The following is a 20,435-nucleotide window of genomic DNA, read 5'->3' as shown; positions in this document are numbered from 1 at the left end:
TCCCATCTTTGACTTGTTATTTATTTTCAGATGCCTTAATTATTTTAAATTATAATGGTTTTTCTAAGGTTTTCTAAAGAATATTTCGATTTTCTTTAAAATTCTTTTGTTTATGGGTTGAAATAAGTCATATACATTATGTATAATAAATAAAGAATTTAACAAGGTCTAGAAGGGTGCGTTGTATATGATAAAAAGCATGACCGGATTTGGTAGAGGTACATCAGAGGGCGAAGCATCTAGTTTTATTGTGGAAATAAAAACAGTAAATCACAGATACTTTGAGCTTAATGTTAGAATGCCTAGAACTTTAATATCTTTAGAAGATGGTATAAGAAAATATGTAAATGACAAGATTAAAAGGGGTAAGGTAGATATATTTATTACTCAAAATCAAGCAGTTAGTGAAGAAATGGGTGTAGTAATAAATGAAAGTTTAGCTGATAACTATGTAGAAGCATTATATAGGCTTAGAGATAAGTATAGTTTAAGAGATGATATTTCTGCTACAACTTTAGCAAGATTTCCTGAGGTTCTCAAGTTAGAACAAAAGGAAGAAGACTTGGAAAATACATGGAAGATATTATTACCAGCAGTGGAAGAAGCGGTACATAATCTTGTATCTATGCGAGAGCAAGAGGGTGAAAAACTTTTATTAGATATTACAAAGAGATGTGAATTTATTTCAAGTAATGTTGATATAATTAATAAAAGAGTACCAGAAGTTACAGAAGAGTATAGAGTGAGACTTTTAAAGAAGGTAGAAGAAATTCTAACAGAAAAAAGCATTGACGAAAATCGTATTGCTATGGAAGTAGTGCTTCAAGCGGATAAAACTTGTATTGATGAAGAAATTGTTAGACTTAAAAGCCATGTAACGCAAGTTCTTAAAACTTTTAAACTAGAAGAGCCAATAGGTAGAAAGTTAGACTTTATTATTCAAGAAATGAACAGAGAAGCAAATACAATTGCATCTAAAGTTAATGACCTGGAATTAACTAATACAGCACTTGATATAAAAAGTGATATAGAAAAGATTAGAGAACAGGTTCAGAACATAGAATAAATTTAGGAGGTAGGGCATGGGTATAAAGCTTATAAATATTGGATTTGGAAATATTGTTTCAGCAAATAGACTAGTAGCTATTGTTAGTCCAGAATCAGCGCCTATTAAAAGAATAATTCAAGAAGCTAGGGATAGAGGTATGCTAATAGATGCTACCTATGGTAGAAGAACTAGGGCAGTTATAATTACTGACAGTGACCATGTGATATTATCTGCTGTTCAGCCTGAAACAGTAGCACATAGATTATCTGCAAAGGAAGATGATACTATAGATGAGGTAGATGAATAATATGGGAAGTAAAGGACAATTATTAGTTATATCTGGGCCATCTGGAGCAGGAAAAGGAACTGTATGTAAGGCGCTAATTGAAAAAAATCCAATATGGATTTCCACATCTTGTACTACACGTAAACCAAGGAACGGTGAAGTAGAAGGCGTGAATTATTTTTTCATAGAAAAAGAAGAATTCTTAAAAAGAATTGATAAAGAAGATTTTTTAGAGTATGCAGAGGTTTATGGAAATTTTTATGGAACACCTAGGCCTGAAGTTTTAAAAATGCTAAATGAAGGCAAGGATGTAATATTAGAAATAGATATTCAAGGTGCATTAAAGATAAAATCTTCATATCCTGAAGGAATATTTATATTTATTATGCCACCATCTATGGAAGAACTTAGAAATAGAATCACAAATAGAGGAAGTGAAACTCCGGAGTCATTAAATACTAGAATGGAGTCTGCTTATGATGAAATAGGATTTGCATCTAAATATGACTATGCTGTTGTAAACGACAGGGTTGAAGATGCAGTCAAAAAAATTGAAAGTATAATAATTGCAGAAAAATGTAGAGTTTTTAAAATAAAAGATGAGCTATTAGGGAGGTTTTAAAGGACATGAGTAATTCGAAGAGCAATTCAATGATTAATCCATCTATTGTGGATTTACTAGAAAAGGTGGATAACAGATATTCACTAGTAGTAGCTACTTCAAGAAGAGCAAGAAAAATAATTGATGGTGAAGAGCCAATGATTCAAGGCGTAGGTGCTAAACCATTAACTATTGCTATTAACGAAGTTGAACAAGGGGCTATAGAAGTTAGAGAGACTGAAGATAAGTTTACTAAAACTCGAGAAGTAGAGCTAGTAAATGGAGAAGCGGAAGAAGGCTTAAATTTTAATGAATAAAAAGAATGTAGTTGTTGGAGTAACTGGTGGAGTTGCAGTCTATAAGGCTCTAGATGTTATAAGCAGGCTGAAAAAGAAAGATATAAATGTTGATGTTATTATGACAAAATCTGCTTGTGAGTTCGTTACCCCATTAAGTTTTCAGTCACTAAGTCAAAATGCAGTAATTAAAGATATGTTTGATGAGCCAAAGGTTTTTGAAATTCAGCATATATCTTTAGCTAAAAAAGCTGATGTATTAGTGGTAGTGCCTGCTACAGCGAATATTATAGGCAAAGTAGCAAATGGCATAGCTGATGATATGCTTTCAACTACAATTATGGCTACTAATGCAAAGGTAATATTTGCTCCAGCTATGAATACAAATATGTATAACAATCTCATTGTTCAAGAAAATATTAAAAAATTAAAGGATTATGGATATGAATTTATAAATCCTAGTAGTGGAAGATTGGCTTGTGGAGATGTAGGTGATGGGAAACTTGCTGATACAGAGGAGATTGTAGAAGTGATTTTATCACAGCTTCATGAACCAAAAGATTTAATAGGGAAAAAGGTATTAGTAACAGCAGGACCTACTAGAGCTAATATAGATCCAGTAAGATTCTTGACTAATAAATCTACAGGAAAAATGGGCTATGCCATTGCTGAGGAAGCTAGAGATAGAGGGGCAGAAGTAGTTCTTATCAGCGGACCAACTAATATAAAGCCACTAGTTGGAGTTAGAACTATTAATGTAGAGACTAATGAAGAGATGTTAAATGCAGTTAAGTCAGAATTTGATAGTAGTGATATTGTAGTTAAATCTGCAGCTGTAAGTGATTATAAACCTAAGACTTATTCAGATAAGAAGATAAAAAAAGGACCTGGCAATTTGAATATGGAACTTGTAAGAGATAACGATATATTAAAGGAGCTAGGGGCCTTAAAAAAACATCAAATATTAGTTGGATTTGCAGCTGAGAGTAATGATGTAATAAAAAATGCACACATAAAGCTAGAAAAGAAAAATCTTGATTATATTGTTGCTAATAATATAACTGAAAGTGATGCGGGCTTTGGAACTGATACTAACAGAGTTACTATTATAAATAGAGATGGTAAGGAAATGTCTCTTGATAATATGAGTAAAAGATTAGTTGGATATGAGCTTTTTAATATGATTTTAAACAATAAATAAAAAGAGCGACTAAGTCGCTTTTTTTATTATTTATTTATGTAATATGATGTATTATTAAAATGAAATTGATAATAAACTTAAATTTGAGGGATATACATCTAGAAGGGAGGTCTAAAAATGTATCTAGGGATTATAGTAAACAATGAAGCTGTAAAAGTAGATAGAATATTTACATATAAGGTACCTGAAAGACTATATAGTAAAGTAAAAAAAGGCAGAATGGTTACAGTTCCCTTTGGAAATGGAAATAAGAAGATATATGGATTTATAGTTGATATATTTTATGATATAGATGATAATACTAAATTAAAAGAAATTATTGATATAGACAATAGTATGGAGTTTCTTACAGAGGAGAATATTCGTCTTATAGAGATAATGAGAAAGAAGTATTTATGTACTTATTTAGAGTGCATAAAAGTAATGATTCCAAGTGGAATCACTAAAGGAACTACCTTTAAAACTAAAAATAGTATAGTTATTGGAAGGGCTTTAACAGGAAAATATAACAAAGATGAGTATATAAATATTATAAACTTTATAGAAGAAAATAATGGAGTTTATAATAAAGCAGAACTTACTAGTGAATTTAACATTTCCTTATCTAGAATTAATACTTTAATTAAATATGGTTTTTTAGAGGTTAAAAAAATTGTAGTTAATAGATATAATGAAAATATATATAAGAGATATGAAGAAAAAGTGCTAAATCCAACTCAACAAAGATGTGTTGATACTATACTATTGCATAGTAGTAATAATAAATTTCTTATTCATGGCATAACCGGTAGTGGAAAGACTGAGATATATATGAATCTAGTAAAAGAAATGATAAAAAGAGATATGGATTCGATAATATTAATTCCTGAGATAGCCTTAACTCCTCAAATGGTTGAAAGATTTAAAGGCAGGTTTGGTAGAGATGTAGCTATATTTCATAGCAGATTGTCTGTTGGCGAGAGATTTGATGAATGGATGAGAGTTAAAATGGGAAATGTGAAAGTAGCAATAGGGGCTAGATCGGCAATATTTCTTCCTTTTTCTAATCTGGGACTTATTGTTATAGATGAGGAGCATGAAACTAGCTACAAATCAGATAGCGATCCTAAATACAATGCAAGAGATATAGCCAGTTTTAAAGCAGAGATTGAAGGATGTAAAGTGGTATTAGGCTCTGCAACCCCTTCCATTGAAACTTATTATAGGGCTACTGAAGGCGAATATGATATAATCACCTTGAATGAGAGAGCTGATGGAGCTAAACTACCAACTATAGAGATAGTGGATATGAGAGAAGAATTAAAAGAAGGCAATAAATCTATGTTTAGCAGAAGTCTGAATGAAGAGATGATTCAGTGCCTAAGGAAAAAAGAGCAGGCTATAATGTTTTTAAATAGAAGAGGATATTCTACTTTTGTGTCTTGTAGAGAGTGTGGTTATGTATTTAAATGCAGTAATTGTGATATTTCTCTTACCTATCATAATGATGATAACTTAACTTGTCATTACTGTGGAGCAAAGCAAAGAGCTTTAAAAACTTGTCCTAAATGTAAAAGTAAATATGTAAAATATTTTGGAGTAGGTACAGAACAATTAGAACATGGTGTTAAAAAAACTTTTTTAGATAGTAAACCTCTTAGAATGGATTTTGACACTACAAGAGGAAAGGATTCTTACGAAAAAATTTATAGAGACTTTGCAGCCAAGAGGTATAATGTATTGATTGGGACTCAAATGATTGCCAAGGGTCTTGATTTTAAGGATGTAACCTTAGTAGGAATAATAGCTGCAGACTTATCTTTAAATCTACCAGACTATAGAGCAGCAGAGAAAACTTTTCAGCTAATAACTCAAGTAGCAGGAAGGGCAGGAAGAGGAGACAAACATGGAAAAGTAATACTTCAGACTTATAATCCAGAAAATTATAGCATAATTTATGCTGCTGAAAATGATTATAAAAGTTTTTATGAAGAGGAAATAATTATAAGAAAACTGAGGGATTATCCACCATTTTCTAAAATTTTATGTATAAACTTAAGTAGTGAAGATGAAGAAAATTTAATAAAATGTATACAAAGTTTATCAGATAAAATAAGGATAAAAAATTATGAAAGTGATAAAATTGAATTGTTAGGACCATGTCCTTGCGGAGTTTCTAAAATTAAAAATTCATATAGATGGCAAATTATACTCAAAGGCCAATTTGATGATGACTATGCCATGGACATTAAAGATTTAGTATATGAACAGATTAATTATAGAAATATAAGGATAGGAATTGATATAAATCCAAATAGTTTACTATAAAGGAGAATAAGAATGGCATTAAGAAATATAAGAGTTAACGAAGATCCAATATTAAGAAAGACTAGTAAAGTAGTTAAAAACATTGATGAAAGAACACAAATATTAATTGATGATATGCTAGATACTATGTATAAAGCTAATGGAGTAGGTCTTGCAGCACCACAAGTAGGGATTTTAAAGAGAATTGTTGTTATAGATGTTGGCCATGGACCATTAATACTTATAAATCCAGAGGTGGTTGAAACTAATGGTGAAGTTGAGGATAGAGAAGGTTGTCTTAGTGTACCAGGTAAAGAAGGAAATGTTATAAGACCTCAATATGTAAAAGTTAATGCTCAAGATAGAGAAGGAAATCCTATTGAAATTCAAGGAGAAGATCTTTTAGCAAGAGCTCTTTGCCATGAAATTGATCATTTAAATGGAATATTATATACAGATAAGGTAGTTAAGTAGGAGGTATTAAGATGAATATAGTATTTATGGGTACACCAGATTTTGCAGTCCCATCCTTAGAAGCAATTATTGAAAAGTATGGAGTTAAGGCAGTACTTACTCAGCCAGATAGACCTAAAGGAAGAGGAAAATCTATGGCAATGTCACCAGTAAAACAAGTGGCACTTAAACATGATATAAAGGTCTATCAGCCAGAAAAATTGAGAAATGAAAAAGATCTAATAGAAGAATTGAAGAGCATGAATTTAGATTTTATAATAGTTGTAGCCTTTGGACAAATTTTATCTAAAGAGGTATTAGATATACCTAAGTATGGATGCATAAACCTTCATGGGTCTCTACTACCTAAATATAGAGGAGCGGCACCAATTCACTATGCTATTATTAAGGGTGAAAAGGAAAGTGGAAATACAACTATGTTAATGGATGTAGGCTTAGATACTGGAGATATGCTACTAAAGAATAAGGTTGAGATTACAGAAAATATGACTACAGCAGAGCTTCATGACGAACTTATGAATAGTGGAGCTGAGCTTTTAGTTGAAACTATAGAAGGACTTTATAATGGTAAAATAGCTCCTATAAAACAAGGGGAAAGTGAAAGCTGCTATGCTAGCATGCTAAATAAGGAAATGGCTAAAATAAATTGGAATCAAGAGTCTAAAGATATACATAACTTTGTAAGAGGTTTATACTCATTCCCGATAGCGTATACTTATTATAAGAATGAACCAATGAAGGTAATTGAAACTAGACGTACTAATGAAAAATCTTCTAAGACTCCAGGGACTATTTTAAGAGTTAATAAAGAAGGAATTCTGGTTTCTACTGAAGATTACAATATATTAATAACTAAGGTTCAATTCCCTAATAAAAAACCTTTAAGAGTAGAAGAGTATATAAAAGGAAACTCTATTGAAGAAAATATAGTATTAAAAAGTATAGCTGAAGAGTAAAATTTAATTTAATTTTATAAAGTAAGGAGAGATATATATGAGATATTATGGAAGTTTTTTTGACCCAACGATGATTATTCTTGTACCAGCTCTTATTATTTCAATATGGGCTCAGATGAAAATAAAAAGTAGCTATGCAAAGTATTCACAAGTATATAGTAGAAATAGATATACTGGAGGTCAAGTAGCTAGAATGATATTGGATGCCTATGGACTTTTTGATATACCAGTATTAGTTACAGGAGGACATCTTACAGATCACTATGACCCAAGTAGAAGAGTAGTTAATCTATCTAATGATGTATATAATAGTACATCCCTTGCAGCTATAGGGGTAGCTGCCCATGAGATAGGTCACGCAATTCAACATAAGGAAGAATATGCACCGATTAAAATAAGAACAGCTTTAGTTCCCATTGCAAATATAGGTTCTCAAGCATCATGGATATTATTCTTTTTAGGAATTATAATATCTTTTACACCATTAATTAACTTTGGTATCATATTGTTTTCAGCGGTAGTACTTTTTCAGTTAGTTACATTGCCAGTAGAGTTTAATGCATCTAGTAGAGCTATAGCTATATTAAGTGCAAAAAATATACTTTATGAAGATGAAATAAAAGGAGCTAAAAATGTATTAACTGCAGCAGCATTAACTTATGTAGCAGCAGCAGTTACAGCCATAGCTCAGCTTTTAAGACTTATTGCTATTAGAAATAGAAATGATTAATAGATGAAGTAGATTAAGAAATACTAGACGATAGATAGGATGATATGAATGATAAGTGCTAGAGAAATAGCAATAAATACAGTAATGCAGGTTTTTGAAAATAAGGCTTATTCAAATATTGCATTGAATAACAATCTTAGACAATGTGATCTAGGAGATAAAGATAAAGCATTAGCTACAGAACTTGTTTATGGTACAATAAAATATAGATATGCCATTGATAAAATACTTAAGAGCTTCTTAGAAAAAAAATTTGACAAAACTGATAAATATATTTTAAATTTATTAAGGGTTTGTATATACCAACTTAGATATTTAGATAAAATTCCTGAGTTTGCAGCAGTAAATGAAGGAGTTAATTTAGCTAAGGCTAAAGTGTCTGTAGGAGCTTCCAAATTAGTTAATGGTGTATTAAGAAATTATTTAAGAAATAGAGATAAGGATTATTATAATAAAGAAAATATTAATGAAAAGTTAGCATTTTTATATTCATATCCTCAGTGGATGATAAAGTTATTTATTGATCAATATGGAGAAAAAATTGGAGAAAAAATATTAGATGGGCTTAATAAAAGGCCAGCTGTTACAGTTAGAGTAAATTCTACAAAAGGAGATTTTGACCAGGTCTTTAATGAGATGGAGAAAAATGGTTACAATGTGGAAGAGGGAGTAATATGTCCTGAAGCTATAAGAATTGTAAGAGGGAAGAGCATAGAGGATAATCCCTTATTTAAGGAAGGTATCATTACTGTTCAAGATGAAAGTGCTATGCTAGTAGCACCTAGCATGTATTTAAAAGAGCGGATGACTGTATTAGATTTATGTAGTGCGCCAGGAGGTAAAACTACTCATATTGCCGAAATAATGAATAATACAGGTATAGTTAAGGGTTTTGATATTTATGAGCATAAGTTAGAACTTATAAGAAGTAATAGTGAGAGACTAGGGCTAAGAAATATTCAATTAGATATATTAGATGCTACTAAAGAGTGTGGGGAATTAATAGAAAATGGAGATAGGGTACTTATAGATGTACCTTGTTCTGGATTAGGTATAATAAGAAAGAAGCCGGAGATTAAGTATACAAAGAAAGAAAAAGAATTAAAATCTTTAATAACAGTTCAACGTGATATAATGAAGAATGCAGCTAAATATGTAAAACCAAATGGAGTAATCTTATATTCAACTTGTACGATTAATAAAGAGGAAAATGAAGAAAATATTAACTGGTTTTTAAAGAATTTTAGAGATTTTAGTATAGAGCCTTTAAATTTTGGGAAAATGGAAAATCTAATCTATGATGAAAAAGGTTATGTAACAGTTTTACCAAATGAATATATGGATGGATTTTTTATAGCAAAAATTCGTAGGAATAAGTAGGAGTAGAAATGAAAAATATATTAGATTTAGATATAGAACAACTTAGAATGTGGATGAAAGAAAATGGTGAGAAAGAATTTAGAGCTAAACAGGTATTTTCTTGGATTTATAATGATGTCTGGAATTTTAAGGATATGACAAATATATCTAAAAGCACCTTAGAAAAATTAGAAAATAACTTTTTTATAGGAATACCTAGGATATTAGAAACATATAGTTCTAAGAATAGCGATACGCGAAAGCATTTATTTATTTTACATGATGGTAATATTGTGGAAGGTGTGGTTATGCAATATAATCACGGTAATTCTATATGTATATCAACTCAAGTGGGATGCAATATGGGGTGTAAGTTCTGTGCTTCAACTATTGGTGGTGCTATTAGAAGTTTAAGCAGTGGAGAAATGATAGGTCAGATAATGGCTGCACAAAAACAACTTGGAGAGAGAATCTCAAATATTGTACTTATGGGAAGCGGAGAACCCTTAGATAACTATGACAATGTGGTAAAATTTATTAAGGATGTAAACTCTGAAAATGGACTTAATATAGGAAAGCGACATATAACTCTTTCTACTTGCGGAATTGTACCTAAAATAAAGAGTTTAGCAGATTTAGATTTCCAGATAACTCTAGCAATTTCCTTACATGCTCCTAATGATGATCTACGTCTAAAAACTATGCCTATTGCTAAGGTATATTCTATAGCTGAACTTATTGATAGCTGTAAATATTATATTGATAGAACTGGGAGAAGAATTACCTTTGAGTATGCATTAGTAAAGGGCGTAAACGACTCTAGGAAACAAGCAGAGGAGTTAGCTAAATTAATAAAAGGTATGTTGTGTCATGTAAATTTAATTCCTATAAATGAAATAGATGAAAATGACTTAAAAAAATCAAACTCAGAGCAAGTTAAACTATTTAGAGATATTTTAGTGAAACATGGAATTGAAACTACCGTTAGAAAAGAGATGGGATTAGACATAAACGCTGCTTGTGGTCAGCTGAGAAAAAGTTATATAGAAAAAAGGGAGTTGTAGTTTTAAATGAGGAGATTAATAGGAATGGAAACGGATGTCGGAAATAAAAGAAGTTTTAATGAAGATTCCGTTGGTTACTATGAAGAAGATGATTTTGGCATATTTATAATAGCTGATGGTATGGGTGGACATAATGCTGGTGAAGTAGCTAGTAAAATTGCCAGAGATACTGTTATTAAATATGTGATTAATCATAGAAATGATGCTTCTCAAGAGGAAATTTTAAATGAAGCAATCCTAAGTGCTAATAGAGAAATATATAGAGAAAGCTTATTGAATGAAGGTTGTAAGGGAATGGGTACTACTCTCGTGGGAGCTTTTTTAAGAGGAAATAATCTAACTATGGTAAACGTAGGGGATAGTAGAGGCTATGTACTGAGGAATGGGGAACTTATTAAGATTACAAGAGACCATTCATTAGTACAAGAGCTATTAGATAATGGAACAATAACTAATGAGGAAGCTAAAAATCATCCTAATAAAAATGTTATAACTAGAGCATTAGGCACTAATCCAGCAGTAAAGGCTGATTATTATAATCTAGATATAAGAGAAATTTCAAAAGTTATTCTTTGTAGTGATGGACTTACTAATGAAGTAAATGAAGAACAAATTCGTAAAGTTTTACAAGGAGATAGTGAAAATCAATGTTTGGAACTAATAAACATGAGTAAGGCAAATGGTGGAAGAGATAATATTTCTGTCATCATTTTTAAAGGAGAGTGTGAGTGCAGATGGTAGGGACTATGTTAGGAAATAGATATGAACTTATAGAGAAGATTGGCGAAGGTGGTATGGCAGTAGTATATAAAGCTAAATGTACTATTTTAAATAGATTTGTAGCAATAAAAATACTAAAGCCAGAGTACTCTAATAATAAAGAATTTATGGAGAAATTTAGAAGAGAAGCTTTAGCTACAGCAAGCTTTTCTCATAGCAATATAGTCAACATTTATGATGTAGGTTCAGAAGGAAACATTAATTATATTGTTATGGAATTAGTTGATGGAAAAACTTTAAAAGAATACATAAGAGAAAATGCACCTCTTTCCACAGATACAACTCTAAGGATTTCAATACAGATTGCTAAAGCTTTAGAGTGTGCTCATAAAAACAAAATTATTCATAGAGATATAAAACCTCACAATATTTTAATTAATGAGGATGAAGTAGTTAAAGTTACAGACTTTGGAATAGCTAAAGCTACATCTTCTGATACAATAACTCATACTAATAAAGTGATCGGCTCTGCACACTATTTCTCTCCTGAGCAAGCTAAAGGAAAGATTGTTGACAATCGAACTGATATTTATTCCTTTGGAATTGTTATATATGAGATGCTAACAGGAAGAGTACCTTTTGATGGAGAAAGTGCTGTAGCAGTAGCACTTAAGCACATACAAGATACCATAATACCTCCTAAGGTTTTAGTTCCAGAAGTACCAGATAACTTAAATAATTTAGTAATTAAAGCTACCCAAAAGGAAGTTATAAAGAGATATAATAACGTTACAGAAATATTAATAGATTTAATGCGAATAGAAAATAATAATAAATATGTAGTAACTCCTTCTAATATGGATAATGATTATACTACAGTAATGGATGCAACTCAAATTCAGAACACTATGTATGCTAGTAATCTTGGAAAGAAGTTAGCTGATAACATTATAGATGGTGAAGATGACGATGACGATGACGATTATGACGACGATTATGATGACAAGAAGACAAAAACTAGCACATGGAAGAAAATACTTATAGTTGGCGGAGCTGTCTTATTAACTATTCTTTTAGGAGTATTTGTAGGTACTAATATATACAATAAAGGTGATAAAAATGTTACAGAAGAAGAATTAAAGGTTCCTAAAGTAGTTGGACTTACAGCAGATGAGGCAAAGTCTGCTGTAGAAAATCTGGGTTTAACTTATGTAGTATTAGGCGAAGAAGCCAGTGATAAACCAGCGGGAACTATAATTGCAGTATTTCCAGCAGAGGGAACTGCTGTAAAAAAAGAAAGTCAAGTTAGAGTAAGAGTTAGTACAGGGCCAGGAGAGGTTGAAGTACCAAGTGTTGTTGGTTTAGGCAAAAGTATTGCACAAGACTATATAGTTAATCAAGGGCTTAAGGTTGGAAATATATCGGAAGACTATTCAGATGAAATGTCAGAAGGCACAGTTATAAGCACTAATCCAGGAGCTAGTACAAAAGTAAAAAAAAGTACTGCTGTAGATATAGTTGTAAGTAAAGGACCTAGGGAAAGAAAGACAACAGTACCAGACCTTATGGGAATAACTATCAAAGATGCAGAAAAAGTGTTAACAGGAGCAAAGCTTAAGCTTGGATCTACTACTGCAGTGGTAACAGATGATAAAAGTAAGGATGAAAAGATATTTCATCAGACAGAAGCTGCTCACACTTCAATTCCGGAAGGAAAGGAGATTAGCGTTAGTTACTATCAATATAAGGATCCCGATGAAGGTAAAGTTGTAGTTCCTAACTTCGTAGGGAAAACTGTTAAAGATGCACAAAGCGCAGCTGAAGCAGCTGAACTTAACATAAATGTTTCAGGAGATAAAAAGGGACTTATAATAAGTCAGGATGTGGCTGAAGGACAGAAGGTTGCGAAGGGAAGCAAAATAAATCTTACAACTAAGGTGGAAGAGCCAAGTACAGAAGAAGACCAAGGGAAGCCAGATAAAAAAGGAGAACATTAACAAATGAAGTTATATAATCCTTAGGCAAATTTGTAGATTTGTCTAAGGATTAGTTAAAATTTAGGAGGAATGTATGCAAGGAATAATAGTTAAAGGAATTGGTGGACTATACTATGTGGATATTAATGAAAATGTTATAGAATGCAAAGCTAGAGGAAAGTTTAGGCATAAAGGTGAAACTCCTATGATTGGAGATGAAGTAATCATAGAAGAGGAAAATGGTAAGGGGATTATAATAGAGATTTTGAAGAGAAGGAATCAACTTATAAGACCTGCTGTTGCAAATGTAACTCAAGCCTTTGTAGTAGTTACTAGTAAGAACCCAGATCTAAATTTAAGCTTACTATATAAATTTCTAGTTTTATGTGAATATAATCATGTGCTACCAATTATGTGCTTCAATAAAATGGATATTGAAAGTGAATATAGTAGAGAAATAGGCAATATGTTAAATGAGGCTGGATATGAAATAATGTATGTGCAAGGCAAGCATGGTATTGGTATAGAGAAATTAAAGAAAAAGATAAATAATAACATTACTGTATTTTGTGGGCCTTCTGGAGTTGGTAAATCTACATTATTAAATAAAGTGTTAGGTAGAGATGCTATGAAAACTGGAGATATTAGTGATAAATTAAAAAGAGGAAAGCACACCACAAGGCATAGTGAACTTATAAGAGTAGAAGGTGGTTTTTTAGTTGATACACCAGGATTTTCTTCTTTAGAACTAGACTTTATAGATAAAGAAGAATTGCAGCATTTATTTCCTGAGTTTGAAGGAGTTAAAGATCAGTGTAAGTTTAATAACTGTGTTCATTATAAAGAGCCAGGTTGTTTTATAAAGGAAAAGGTAGAATCAGGTGCAATAAATAAAAGTAGATATGAATTCTACATAAGAACTTTAGAAGAAATTATAAATAGGGGGAATAGAAAATGATAAAATTATCACCATCTATATTATCAGCAGATTTTTCAAAATTAGGAGAGCAGGTTAAAGAAATAGAAAGGTATGGAGCAGATTGGGTCCATATAGATGTTATGGACGGAATGTTTGTACCTAATATATCCTTTGGGGTACCAGTTATAAAATCTATAAGAAATCTTACATCTTTAGTGTTTGATGTTCATCTAATGATAGAAGAACCATCTAGATATGTAAAGGATTTTGTAGATGCAGGTGCAGATATTATAACAGTTCATTATGAAGCAGATAGACATATAGATAGAACTATAAAGTATATTAAGAGTTTAGGAGTTAAGGCTGGAGTGGCGTTAAATCCTGGAACGCCTGTTTCTATGATAGAAAACTTAATTTCAGATTTAGATATGGTTCTTATTATGTCGGTTAATCCAGGATTTGGAGGACAAAAATATATAGATTATTCAGCAGATAAAATATCTCAGGTGAAAGAATTAAAGGATAAATATAATAAAGAATTATATATACAAGTTGACGGGGGCATAGATGCGACGAATGTTAGTAAAGTTATAAAATGTGGAGCAAATTCTATAGTAGCAGGGTCAGCTGTATTTAAAAATAATGAAATAGAAAAAAACATAGATAATATAAAGTGTTGGTTTTAATATGAGAGTAGTTATAGTTGGGGGTGGAGACCCTCCAAGTAAAGAACTTTTAAATCAATACATAAATGAAGAATCTATAATTATAGCAGCTGATGGAGGCGCTAATGTTCTTTTAAAGCATAAAATACATCCTGATTATTTGTTAGGAGATTTTGACTCTATTGATGAAAAGGCTTATGCAGAAACAAGTAATAGCTCTAAAACAATTAGATTTCCAAAGGAAAAAGATTATACAGATAGTCATATAGCTTTTAATAAAGCTATAGAATTGGGAGCTACAGAAATAATCTTTTTAGGATGTACGGGAAAGAGAATTGACCATTTTTTTGCAAATCTGTGCATTCTTTATGAAGGGTTAAAAAAATCTGTAGATTGCCGCATAGTAGATGAGTATAATGAGATTTATATAATAGATAAGCCAACAGATATTTTTGGAAAAAAAGGTGATGTATTTTCACTGTTTAGTTATATAGAAGATACTTATGATTTAACAATAGAAGGAGTTAAATATAAGCTTAAGAATTTTAATTTATCACAGGGAGATAATCTCACTGTATCTAATGAATTCATGGAAGATAAGGTGAGTATAATTTTTTCTAAAGGATGTCTTATAGTAGTTAGAATTCATTAAAAACGATTTATAACAAAATTACAATCATTGATTATAATGGTTGTAATTTTTATTTTTTAAGGCTTAAGGTTTATCCGATGACTACCCGCTCTAATACTCACATCGCACTCTGTGAAAGCGATTCGCACNNTATCAAAAATACTGATACTAAGCTTCAGATGGAGTAAAAACTCCCTCTGAATCAAAGAACTCTGTTTATTGTGTAAGGGAAATTGTTGTGGATGGTGTCATAGAAAATTAGTATGTTTCATGTGTAAGCTGAGTTATTCATAGAACTGCATAAAATACTTGAAGTCTTCAATAAATTTATATGTACCAACTTTTAGGATAATACATATAATGATACTAAAAGGCTTATGGGGGAAGTAAAGTATGAGGCGTAGGGCAATTAGAAGGCTGGGACTTATTGTTAGTTCTGTAGGAGCAGGAATAGTATTGGCTATGCTAATTCCATTTTGGGGGTGGATGATAGCTATAGGTTGTGCAATTATATGTGCAGGATGGTTTATAATGAATAAATTTTGCTAATAATTGATCGAGGGGGTTAAAGGGTGACTATAAGAGTAATTAAATTACCTAAATTTTTATCTAGAATAGTTAAACTTTTTATAAGACAAAAACATAATGATTAGTTTTGCACATAAAAAAAATGCAACTATAAAGGTAGTTGCATTTTTTTTACCATCTAAACGGCACGTTGAACCTTACCAGAACGTAAGCATCTAGTACAAACGTGTACTGTCTTAGGTGAACCGTTAACTATAGCTTTAACTTTTTTTAAGTTTGGAGCCCATTTTCTTTTTGATTGACGGTGAGAGTGAGAGAATTGTACTCCTGAAACTACACCTTTATCGCATATTTCACATCTTCTTGACATATATTACACCTCCTCAGAATTCCAATATACTGCTATAAATCAAACATAAGTCATTTTAACACAATTACTATGATTGTTGCAAGTATTAAGAAAAATAAACACATACCATTACTATTATACATATTGTTATAGTAAAATTCAATAATATATGTAATTATATTAGTTGAATTAAATCTTAAGTTAATATAAAATGTTTATAAGGTATAATTAAGGAGGAATTGATTATGAAAGCTAATATAACAACTGAAATAGGAAATATATACTATTCTGAAGATGTAATAGCGAATATAGCAGGTGTATCCACCATGGAATGCTATGGAGTTGTTGGCATGGCTTTAAAAAATGCTAAAGACGGTTTATGGGAATTACTAAAAGCCGAAAATTTAGCAAAAGGGGTTAAAATAACTCAAAAAGAGAATGCTATAGCTATAGAATTATATATAATTGTTGAATATGGAACTAAAATTGCAGTAATAGCTAATAATATAATACAAACAGTTAGATACAATTTAGAAAATCTTACAGGAGTTAAGATTTCTCAAGTTACTGTTAATATTCAAGGCATTAGGGTTTAAGGAGGAACATAAAGTGACGTATATAAAGATTAATGGACGTGATTTTTCAAATATGATAAAAAATGCTTCAAATGCATTAGAGAAGCAGAAAGAATATGTGAACTCCTTGAATGTATTCCCTGTTCCAGATGGAGACACAGGAACAAATATGTCTTTAACATTTAAGGCAGCAGCTAGGGAAATAGAAAGCTTAGAGGATAAGGGCATAGGAGAAGTATCTAAAAAATTAGCTAAAGGTGCCTTAATGGGAGCTAGAGGAAACTCTGGAGTTATTCTTTCCCAAATTCTAAGAGGGATGGCAAAGGGACTTGAAAACGCAGAAGAAGCAACTATAGAGGAAATTAAGAATTCCTTTGTAGAAGGCTCAAATTTTGCTTATAAGGCAGTTATGAGACCAACAGAAGGAACTATTCTAACTATTATTAGGGCTGCTGGAGAAGCTGCTATATGTAGTGAAGCTGAAAATATAGTTGAATTATTAGAAGAGATTTGTGAAGAGAGTAAAAGAACTCTTGATAGAACTCCAGAAATGTTACCACAGCTAAAACAAGCTAAGGTAGTAGATGCTGGTGGAATGGGATTGTTAATCATATTAAGAGGTATGTTAGAAGCTCTAAAGAACAAAGGAGAAGTTTCTTTAATCAATGATTTAGAAGGTGAATCAGAAAACAATTATGATATTCCAGAGCTAAATATGTCTCCAGAAGATATTAAGTTTGGATACTGTACAGAATTCATTATACTTGATGAAGTAAAGGACATACCAAAATTTAAAGATTTTCTTGAATCACATGGTGATTCATTAGTACTTGTAGGCTTAGAAGACATAACTAAAGTTCATGTCCATACTAATGATCCAGGAGCTGTTTTATCTAAAGCTGTAACCTTTGGAGCTCTTTCAAAAATTAAGATTGAAAATATGAGAGAGCAACACAGATCTTTATTGGGTATAGATGAAAATAGTAATGATGTAGTGGCAGAAGAAATAAAAGCAGAACCTAAAGCTTATGGATTTGTAACTGTGGCTAGAGGTAATGGAATTTCTGCAATATTTAAGGACCTTGGAGTAGATGAGGTTATTGAAGGCGGTCAGACTATGAATCCTAGTACAGAGGACATAGTTAATAGCATCAATAAAATTAATGCTGAAGTAGTATTTGTACTTCCAAACAATAAAAACATAATAATGGCAGCTACTCAAGCTGTAGATTTAATAGAAGATAAAAAGGTTATAGTAATTCCTACAAAAACTATCCCTCAAGGAATTACAGCTATAACTATGTTTAATCCAGATGGTGCTGCGGAAGAAAATGAATCATCTATGAATGAAACTATTGAAACTGTTACTTCTGGTTCTGTAACCTACGCTGTTAAAGATACAGAAGATGATGGTAGAGCCATTAAAGAGGGAGATATTCTAGGATTACTAGAAGGAAAAATAAGTGAAATAGGTCAGGATGTATATGCTGTATGTAAGAAGCTTATTGAGAACATGGTAGATGAAGAGAGTGAGCTTATTACTATATTCTATGGTGAAGACTGTGAAGAGGATAAGGTTGATCAGTTAGTAACAGAACTAGAGGAAGCATACCCAGATATGGATGTTCAATGTTTTAATGGTGAACAGCCATTATACTATTTTATTACATCAGTAGAATAAAAGCCTTAGGGCTTTTTTTCTATGTTAGCCATATATGGAGTTGATAAAATGAATATTTACAGTAGTGTTACAGCTATTAAGGGTGTAGGACCTAAAATGGCTGAAAAATTGAGTAAGTGCGGAATATATAGTATTCTAGATTTATTGTTATACTTTCCAAGGGATTATGAAAGTATTTTTATTGTTGAGGATTTAGACGAAGTAGATTCTAAGGGGAAGGTAATATTAGAGGTTGGAGTAGATAGAATTCTACCAGATATAAGAACTAAAACAGGTAAAATTCTTACAACTATTAGATTTGTTCATAAGGAAAAATTAATCAAGGGTATATGGTTTAATCAACCATATGTGAAAAATAGTTTTAGAGTTGGTAGTAGATATGTTATAAGTGGTGTTATAGATAAGCAGGGAAGAGATTTTACAGTAAAGAATGGAACCATAATGAGAAATACTACTACAGAGAGTACAGATATTATGGCTAGATATCCTTTAAAAGATGATATTTCTAATACCTTTTTAAATAAAATAGTTACAGAGGGTTTAAATTTAGTTAAGATACAAGAAAATCTTCCAAAGTCAATTTTAGATAGATATGATTTTATGTCTTTAGATGATGCTATAAGAAATATACATAATCCTAAAAGTTTAAAATTATTGGAAGAGGCAAGAAAAAGGTTAAAGTTCCAGGAGCTATTTACCTATTCTTTAAAGTTAATGGCATTAAAGAATAGAAATAGTAATTCAAAGGGTATTTCCCTTAATGTGTCAAAGGAACTTACCACGTTAAAGGAAAGATTACCTTTTCAATTAACAGATGCACAAACTAGAACGGTTAGAGAAATATTGAGAGATCAAAGAAGGTCCACATCTATGAATAGATTAGTACAAGGGGATGTAGGGAGTGGGAAGACTATAGTTGCCCTTATCGCGCTTTTTAATGCTATTATGAATGGATATCAAGGGGCTATGATGGCACCTACAGAAATATTAGCAAAACAGCACTATTATGAGGCTGAAAAATTGTTTAAAGATTTTAATGTTAACATAGAATTATTGACTGGAAGTACTACAGAAAAAAATAAAGTACTTATAAAAGAGAGATTATTAAAAGGTGAAATAGATTTAATAATAGGCACCCATGCTCTAATAGAGGATAATGTACAGTTTAAAAATCTAGGACTTATAATAACTGATGAACAACATCGCTTTGGAGTTACACAAAGAACTAGGCTTGGAAACAAGCGGGAAGATATTGATGTACTTGTAATGAGTGCTACACCTATTCCAAGAACTTTATGCTTATATCTTTATGGAGACTTAGAGGTATCTATAATTGATACTCTGCCGCCAGGAAGAAAACCTATAGATACCTATTACTTATCTACTCAAGAAAAGGGAAGAGTCTATAATTTTGCTTTAGAAGAAATAAAAAAAGGTCGACAGGTTTATGTAGTTTGTCCCTTGGTTGAAGAAAATGAAGATATGAAACTGAGTTCCGTAACAGCTTTATATGAAGAACTTAAAAAAACTTACTTTAAAAGTGTGGAAATCGCAATTCTTCATGGTAAAATGAGTAATAAAGACAAAAACTTAATTATGAGTGAATTTAAAGAAGGAAATATAAAGGTGTTGATATCTACTACGGTTATTGAAGTAGGTGTAAATGTACCAAATGCAACGGTTATGATTATAGAGAATGCAGAAAGATTTGGATTATCTCAGTTGCATCAGTTAAGAGGAAGAGTTGGAAGGGGGGCTCATAAATCTTATTGTGTTCTTGTAGCTAATATAAAAAGTGAAACAACTAAAAAGAGAATGAATATAATGAAAAATAGTAATGATGGATTTTATATAGCAGAGCAAGACCTAAAACTAAGAGGTAGTGGAGAGATGTTTGGGCTTAGACAATCAGGTGAAAATGGATTAATTCTTAGTGATTTAGGAGAGGATTTCTCTCTATTTAAAATAGCAAATGATGAGGCTAAGAAATTTTTAAATAATGAAGAGGAAGAAAATAAAAAAATACTTAAAGAAATAATGATTAACTTAGAGAGAAGCACTAAGTATATCTGTTTTAACTAAAATCAAAG

21 protein-coding genes are annotated in these 20,435 nt (G+C 31.3%); 20 read left to right on the top strand and 1 reads right to left on the bottom strand.

From position 1 onward, the window contains the following. Window positions 1–187: 187 nt before the first annotated feature. From B3W71_RS02035 to B3W71_RS01955, 17 genes are all read left to right on the top strand, one after another. Complete coding sequence (locus B3W71_RS02035) at window positions 188–1,066, top strand: YicC/YloC family endoribonuclease (RefSeq protein ID WP_346887262.1); 879 nt, start codon at window positions 188–190, stop codon at window positions 1,064–1,066. A 16-nt stretch (window positions 1,067–1,082) separates the two neighbouring features. Next, on the top strand, window positions 1,083–1,355 hold the full coding sequence (gene remA, locus B3W71_RS02030) for an extracellular matrix/biofilm regulator RemA (RefSeq protein WP_346887261.1): 273 nt from the start codon (window positions 1,083–1,085) through the stop codon (window positions 1,353–1,355). A gap of 1 nt (window position 1,356) precedes the next feature. Beyond that, window positions 1,357–1,956: a guanylate kinase gene (gmk, locus tag B3W71_RS02025; protein WP_414631967.1), complete on the top strand. Its 600-nt coding sequence runs from the start codon at window positions 1,357–1,359 to the stop codon at window positions 1,954–1,956. Between the two features lie 5 nt (window positions 1,957–1,961). Further along, entirely contained in the window at window positions 1,962–2,252 is a 291-nt protein-coding gene (gene rpoZ / locus B3W71_RS02020) for a DNA-directed RNA polymerase subunit omega (protein ID WP_346887259.1), read from the top strand. Then, window positions 2,245–3,432, top strand: a complete 1,188-nt coding sequence (coaBC, locus tag B3W71_RS02015) for a bifunctional phosphopantothenoylcysteine decarboxylase/phosphopantothenate--cysteine ligase CoaBC (RefSeq protein WP_346887258.1) — start codon at window positions 2,245–2,247, stop codon at window positions 3,430–3,432. Before rpoZ ends, coaBC begins: the two co-directional genes overlap by 8 nt. 117 nt (window positions 3,433–3,549) lie before the next feature. Further along, the gene (gene priA, locus B3W71_RS02010; RefSeq protein WP_346887257.1) at window positions 3,550–5,739 is read left to right on the top strand and encodes a primosomal protein N'; all 2,190 of its coding nucleotides are present in this window, start codon (window positions 3,550–3,552) and stop codon (window positions 5,737–5,739) included. A gap of 12 nt (window positions 5,740–5,751) precedes the next feature. After that, window positions 5,752–6,192, top strand: a complete 441-nt coding sequence (gene def / locus B3W71_RS02005; protein WP_346887256.1) for a peptide deformylase — start codon at window positions 5,752–5,754, stop codon at window positions 6,190–6,192. Between the two features lie 11 nt (window positions 6,193–6,203). Next, entirely contained in the window at window positions 6,204–7,148 is a 945-nt protein-coding gene (fmt, locus tag B3W71_RS02000) for a methionyl-tRNA formyltransferase (protein ID WP_346887255.1), read from the top strand. Between the two features lie 37 nt (window positions 7,149–7,185). Then, window positions 7,186–7,878, top strand: a complete 693-nt coding sequence (locus B3W71_RS01995; RefSeq protein WP_346887254.1) for a zinc metallopeptidase — start codon at window positions 7,186–7,188, stop codon at window positions 7,876–7,878. A 48-nt stretch (window positions 7,879–7,926) separates the two neighbouring features. Further along, the gene (rsmB, locus tag B3W71_RS01990) at window positions 7,927–9,258 is read left to right on the top strand and encodes a 16S rRNA (cytosine(967)-C(5))-methyltransferase RsmB (RefSeq protein WP_346887253.1); all 1,332 of its coding nucleotides are present in this window, start codon (window positions 7,927–7,929) and stop codon (window positions 9,256–9,258) included. 8 nt (window positions 9,259–9,266) lie between these two features. Continuing rightward, complete coding sequence (gene rlmN / locus B3W71_RS01985; RefSeq protein WP_346887252.1) at window positions 9,267–10,301, top strand: 23S rRNA (adenine(2503)-C(2))-methyltransferase RlmN; 1,035 nt, start codon at window positions 9,267–9,269, stop codon at window positions 10,299–10,301. Between the two features lie 24 nt (window positions 10,302–10,325). Then, the gene (locus B3W71_RS01980) at window positions 10,326–11,042 is read left to right on the top strand and encodes a Stp1/IreP family PP2C-type Ser/Thr phosphatase (protein ID WP_346887251.1); all 717 of its coding nucleotides are present in this window, start codon (window positions 10,326–10,328) and stop codon (window positions 11,040–11,042) included. Beyond that, entirely contained in the window at window positions 11,036–13,018 is a 1,983-nt protein-coding gene (gene pknB / locus B3W71_RS01975; RefSeq protein WP_346887358.1) for a Stk1 family PASTA domain-containing Ser/Thr kinase, read from the top strand. Before B3W71_RS01980 ends, pknB begins: the two co-directional genes overlap by 7 nt. 73 nt (window positions 13,019–13,091) lie before the next feature. Next, window positions 13,092–13,955, top strand: a complete 864-nt coding sequence (rsgA, locus tag B3W71_RS01970) for a ribosome small subunit-dependent GTPase A (RefSeq protein WP_346887250.1) — start codon at window positions 13,092–13,094, stop codon at window positions 13,953–13,955. Next, complete coding sequence (gene rpe / locus B3W71_RS01965) at window positions 13,952–14,602, top strand: ribulose-phosphate 3-epimerase (protein ID WP_346887249.1); 651 nt, start codon at window positions 13,952–13,954, stop codon at window positions 14,600–14,602. The genes rsgA and rpe overlap by 4 nt, the downstream gene beginning before the upstream one ends. Window position 14,603: 1 nt before the next feature. Beyond that, the gene (locus tag B3W71_RS01960; protein ID WP_346887248.1) at window positions 14,604–15,233 is read left to right on the top strand and encodes a thiamine diphosphokinase; all 630 of its coding nucleotides are present in this window, start codon (window positions 14,604–14,606) and stop codon (window positions 15,231–15,233) included. A gap of 372 nt (window positions 15,234–15,605) precedes the next feature. Beyond that, window positions 15,606–15,761 carry a hypothetical protein gene (locus B3W71_RS01955; RefSeq protein ID WP_346887247.1) on the top strand — a complete coding sequence of 52 codons (156 nt, stop codon included), beginning with the start codon at window positions 15,606–15,608 and terminating at the stop codon, window positions 15,759–15,761. A 157-nt stretch (window positions 15,762–15,918) separates the two neighbouring features. Here the strand turns inward: B3W71_RS01955 and rpmB are convergent, their stop codons facing one another. After that, complete coding sequence (gene rpmB / locus B3W71_RS01950; protein WP_035132719.1) at window positions 15,919–16,110, bottom strand: 50S ribosomal protein L28; 192 nt, start codon at window positions 16,108–16,110, stop codon at window positions 15,919–15,921. Between the two features lie 224 nt (window positions 16,111–16,334). On the opposite strand from rpmB, the gene B3W71_RS01945 reads away from it, so the two are divergent. The 3 genes from B3W71_RS01945 to recG are packed head-to-tail and all read left to right on the top strand — an operon-like array spanning window position 16,335 to window position 20,427. After that, window positions 16,335–16,685, top strand: coding sequence for an Asp23/Gls24 family envelope stress response protein (locus tag B3W71_RS01945; RefSeq protein WP_346887246.1), 351 nt, complete (start codon window positions 16,335–16,337; stop codon window positions 16,683–16,685). A 13-nt stretch (window positions 16,686–16,698) separates the two neighbouring features. Further along, window positions 16,699–18,345, top strand: a complete 1,647-nt coding sequence (locus B3W71_RS01940) for a DAK2 domain-containing protein (RefSeq protein WP_346887245.1) — start codon at window positions 16,699–16,701, stop codon at window positions 18,343–18,345. A gap of 48 nt (window positions 18,346–18,393) precedes the next feature. After that, the gene (gene recG / locus B3W71_RS01935) at window positions 18,394–20,427 is read left to right on the top strand and encodes an ATP-dependent DNA helicase RecG (protein WP_346887244.1); all 2,034 of its coding nucleotides are present in this window, start codon (window positions 18,394–18,396) and stop codon (window positions 20,425–20,427) included. The last annotated feature ends 8 nt before the right edge of the window (window positions 20,428–20,435 follow it).

The sequence above is a fragment of the Clostridium sp. UBA1056 genome (genome assembly GCA_002316385.1).
Classification (GTDB): Bacteria; Bacillota; Clostridia; order Clostridiales; family Clostridiaceae; genus Clostridium_J.
Note: the sequence above shows the minus strand (reverse complement) of the source record. Positions and strands in the feature narration are given on the sequence as shown.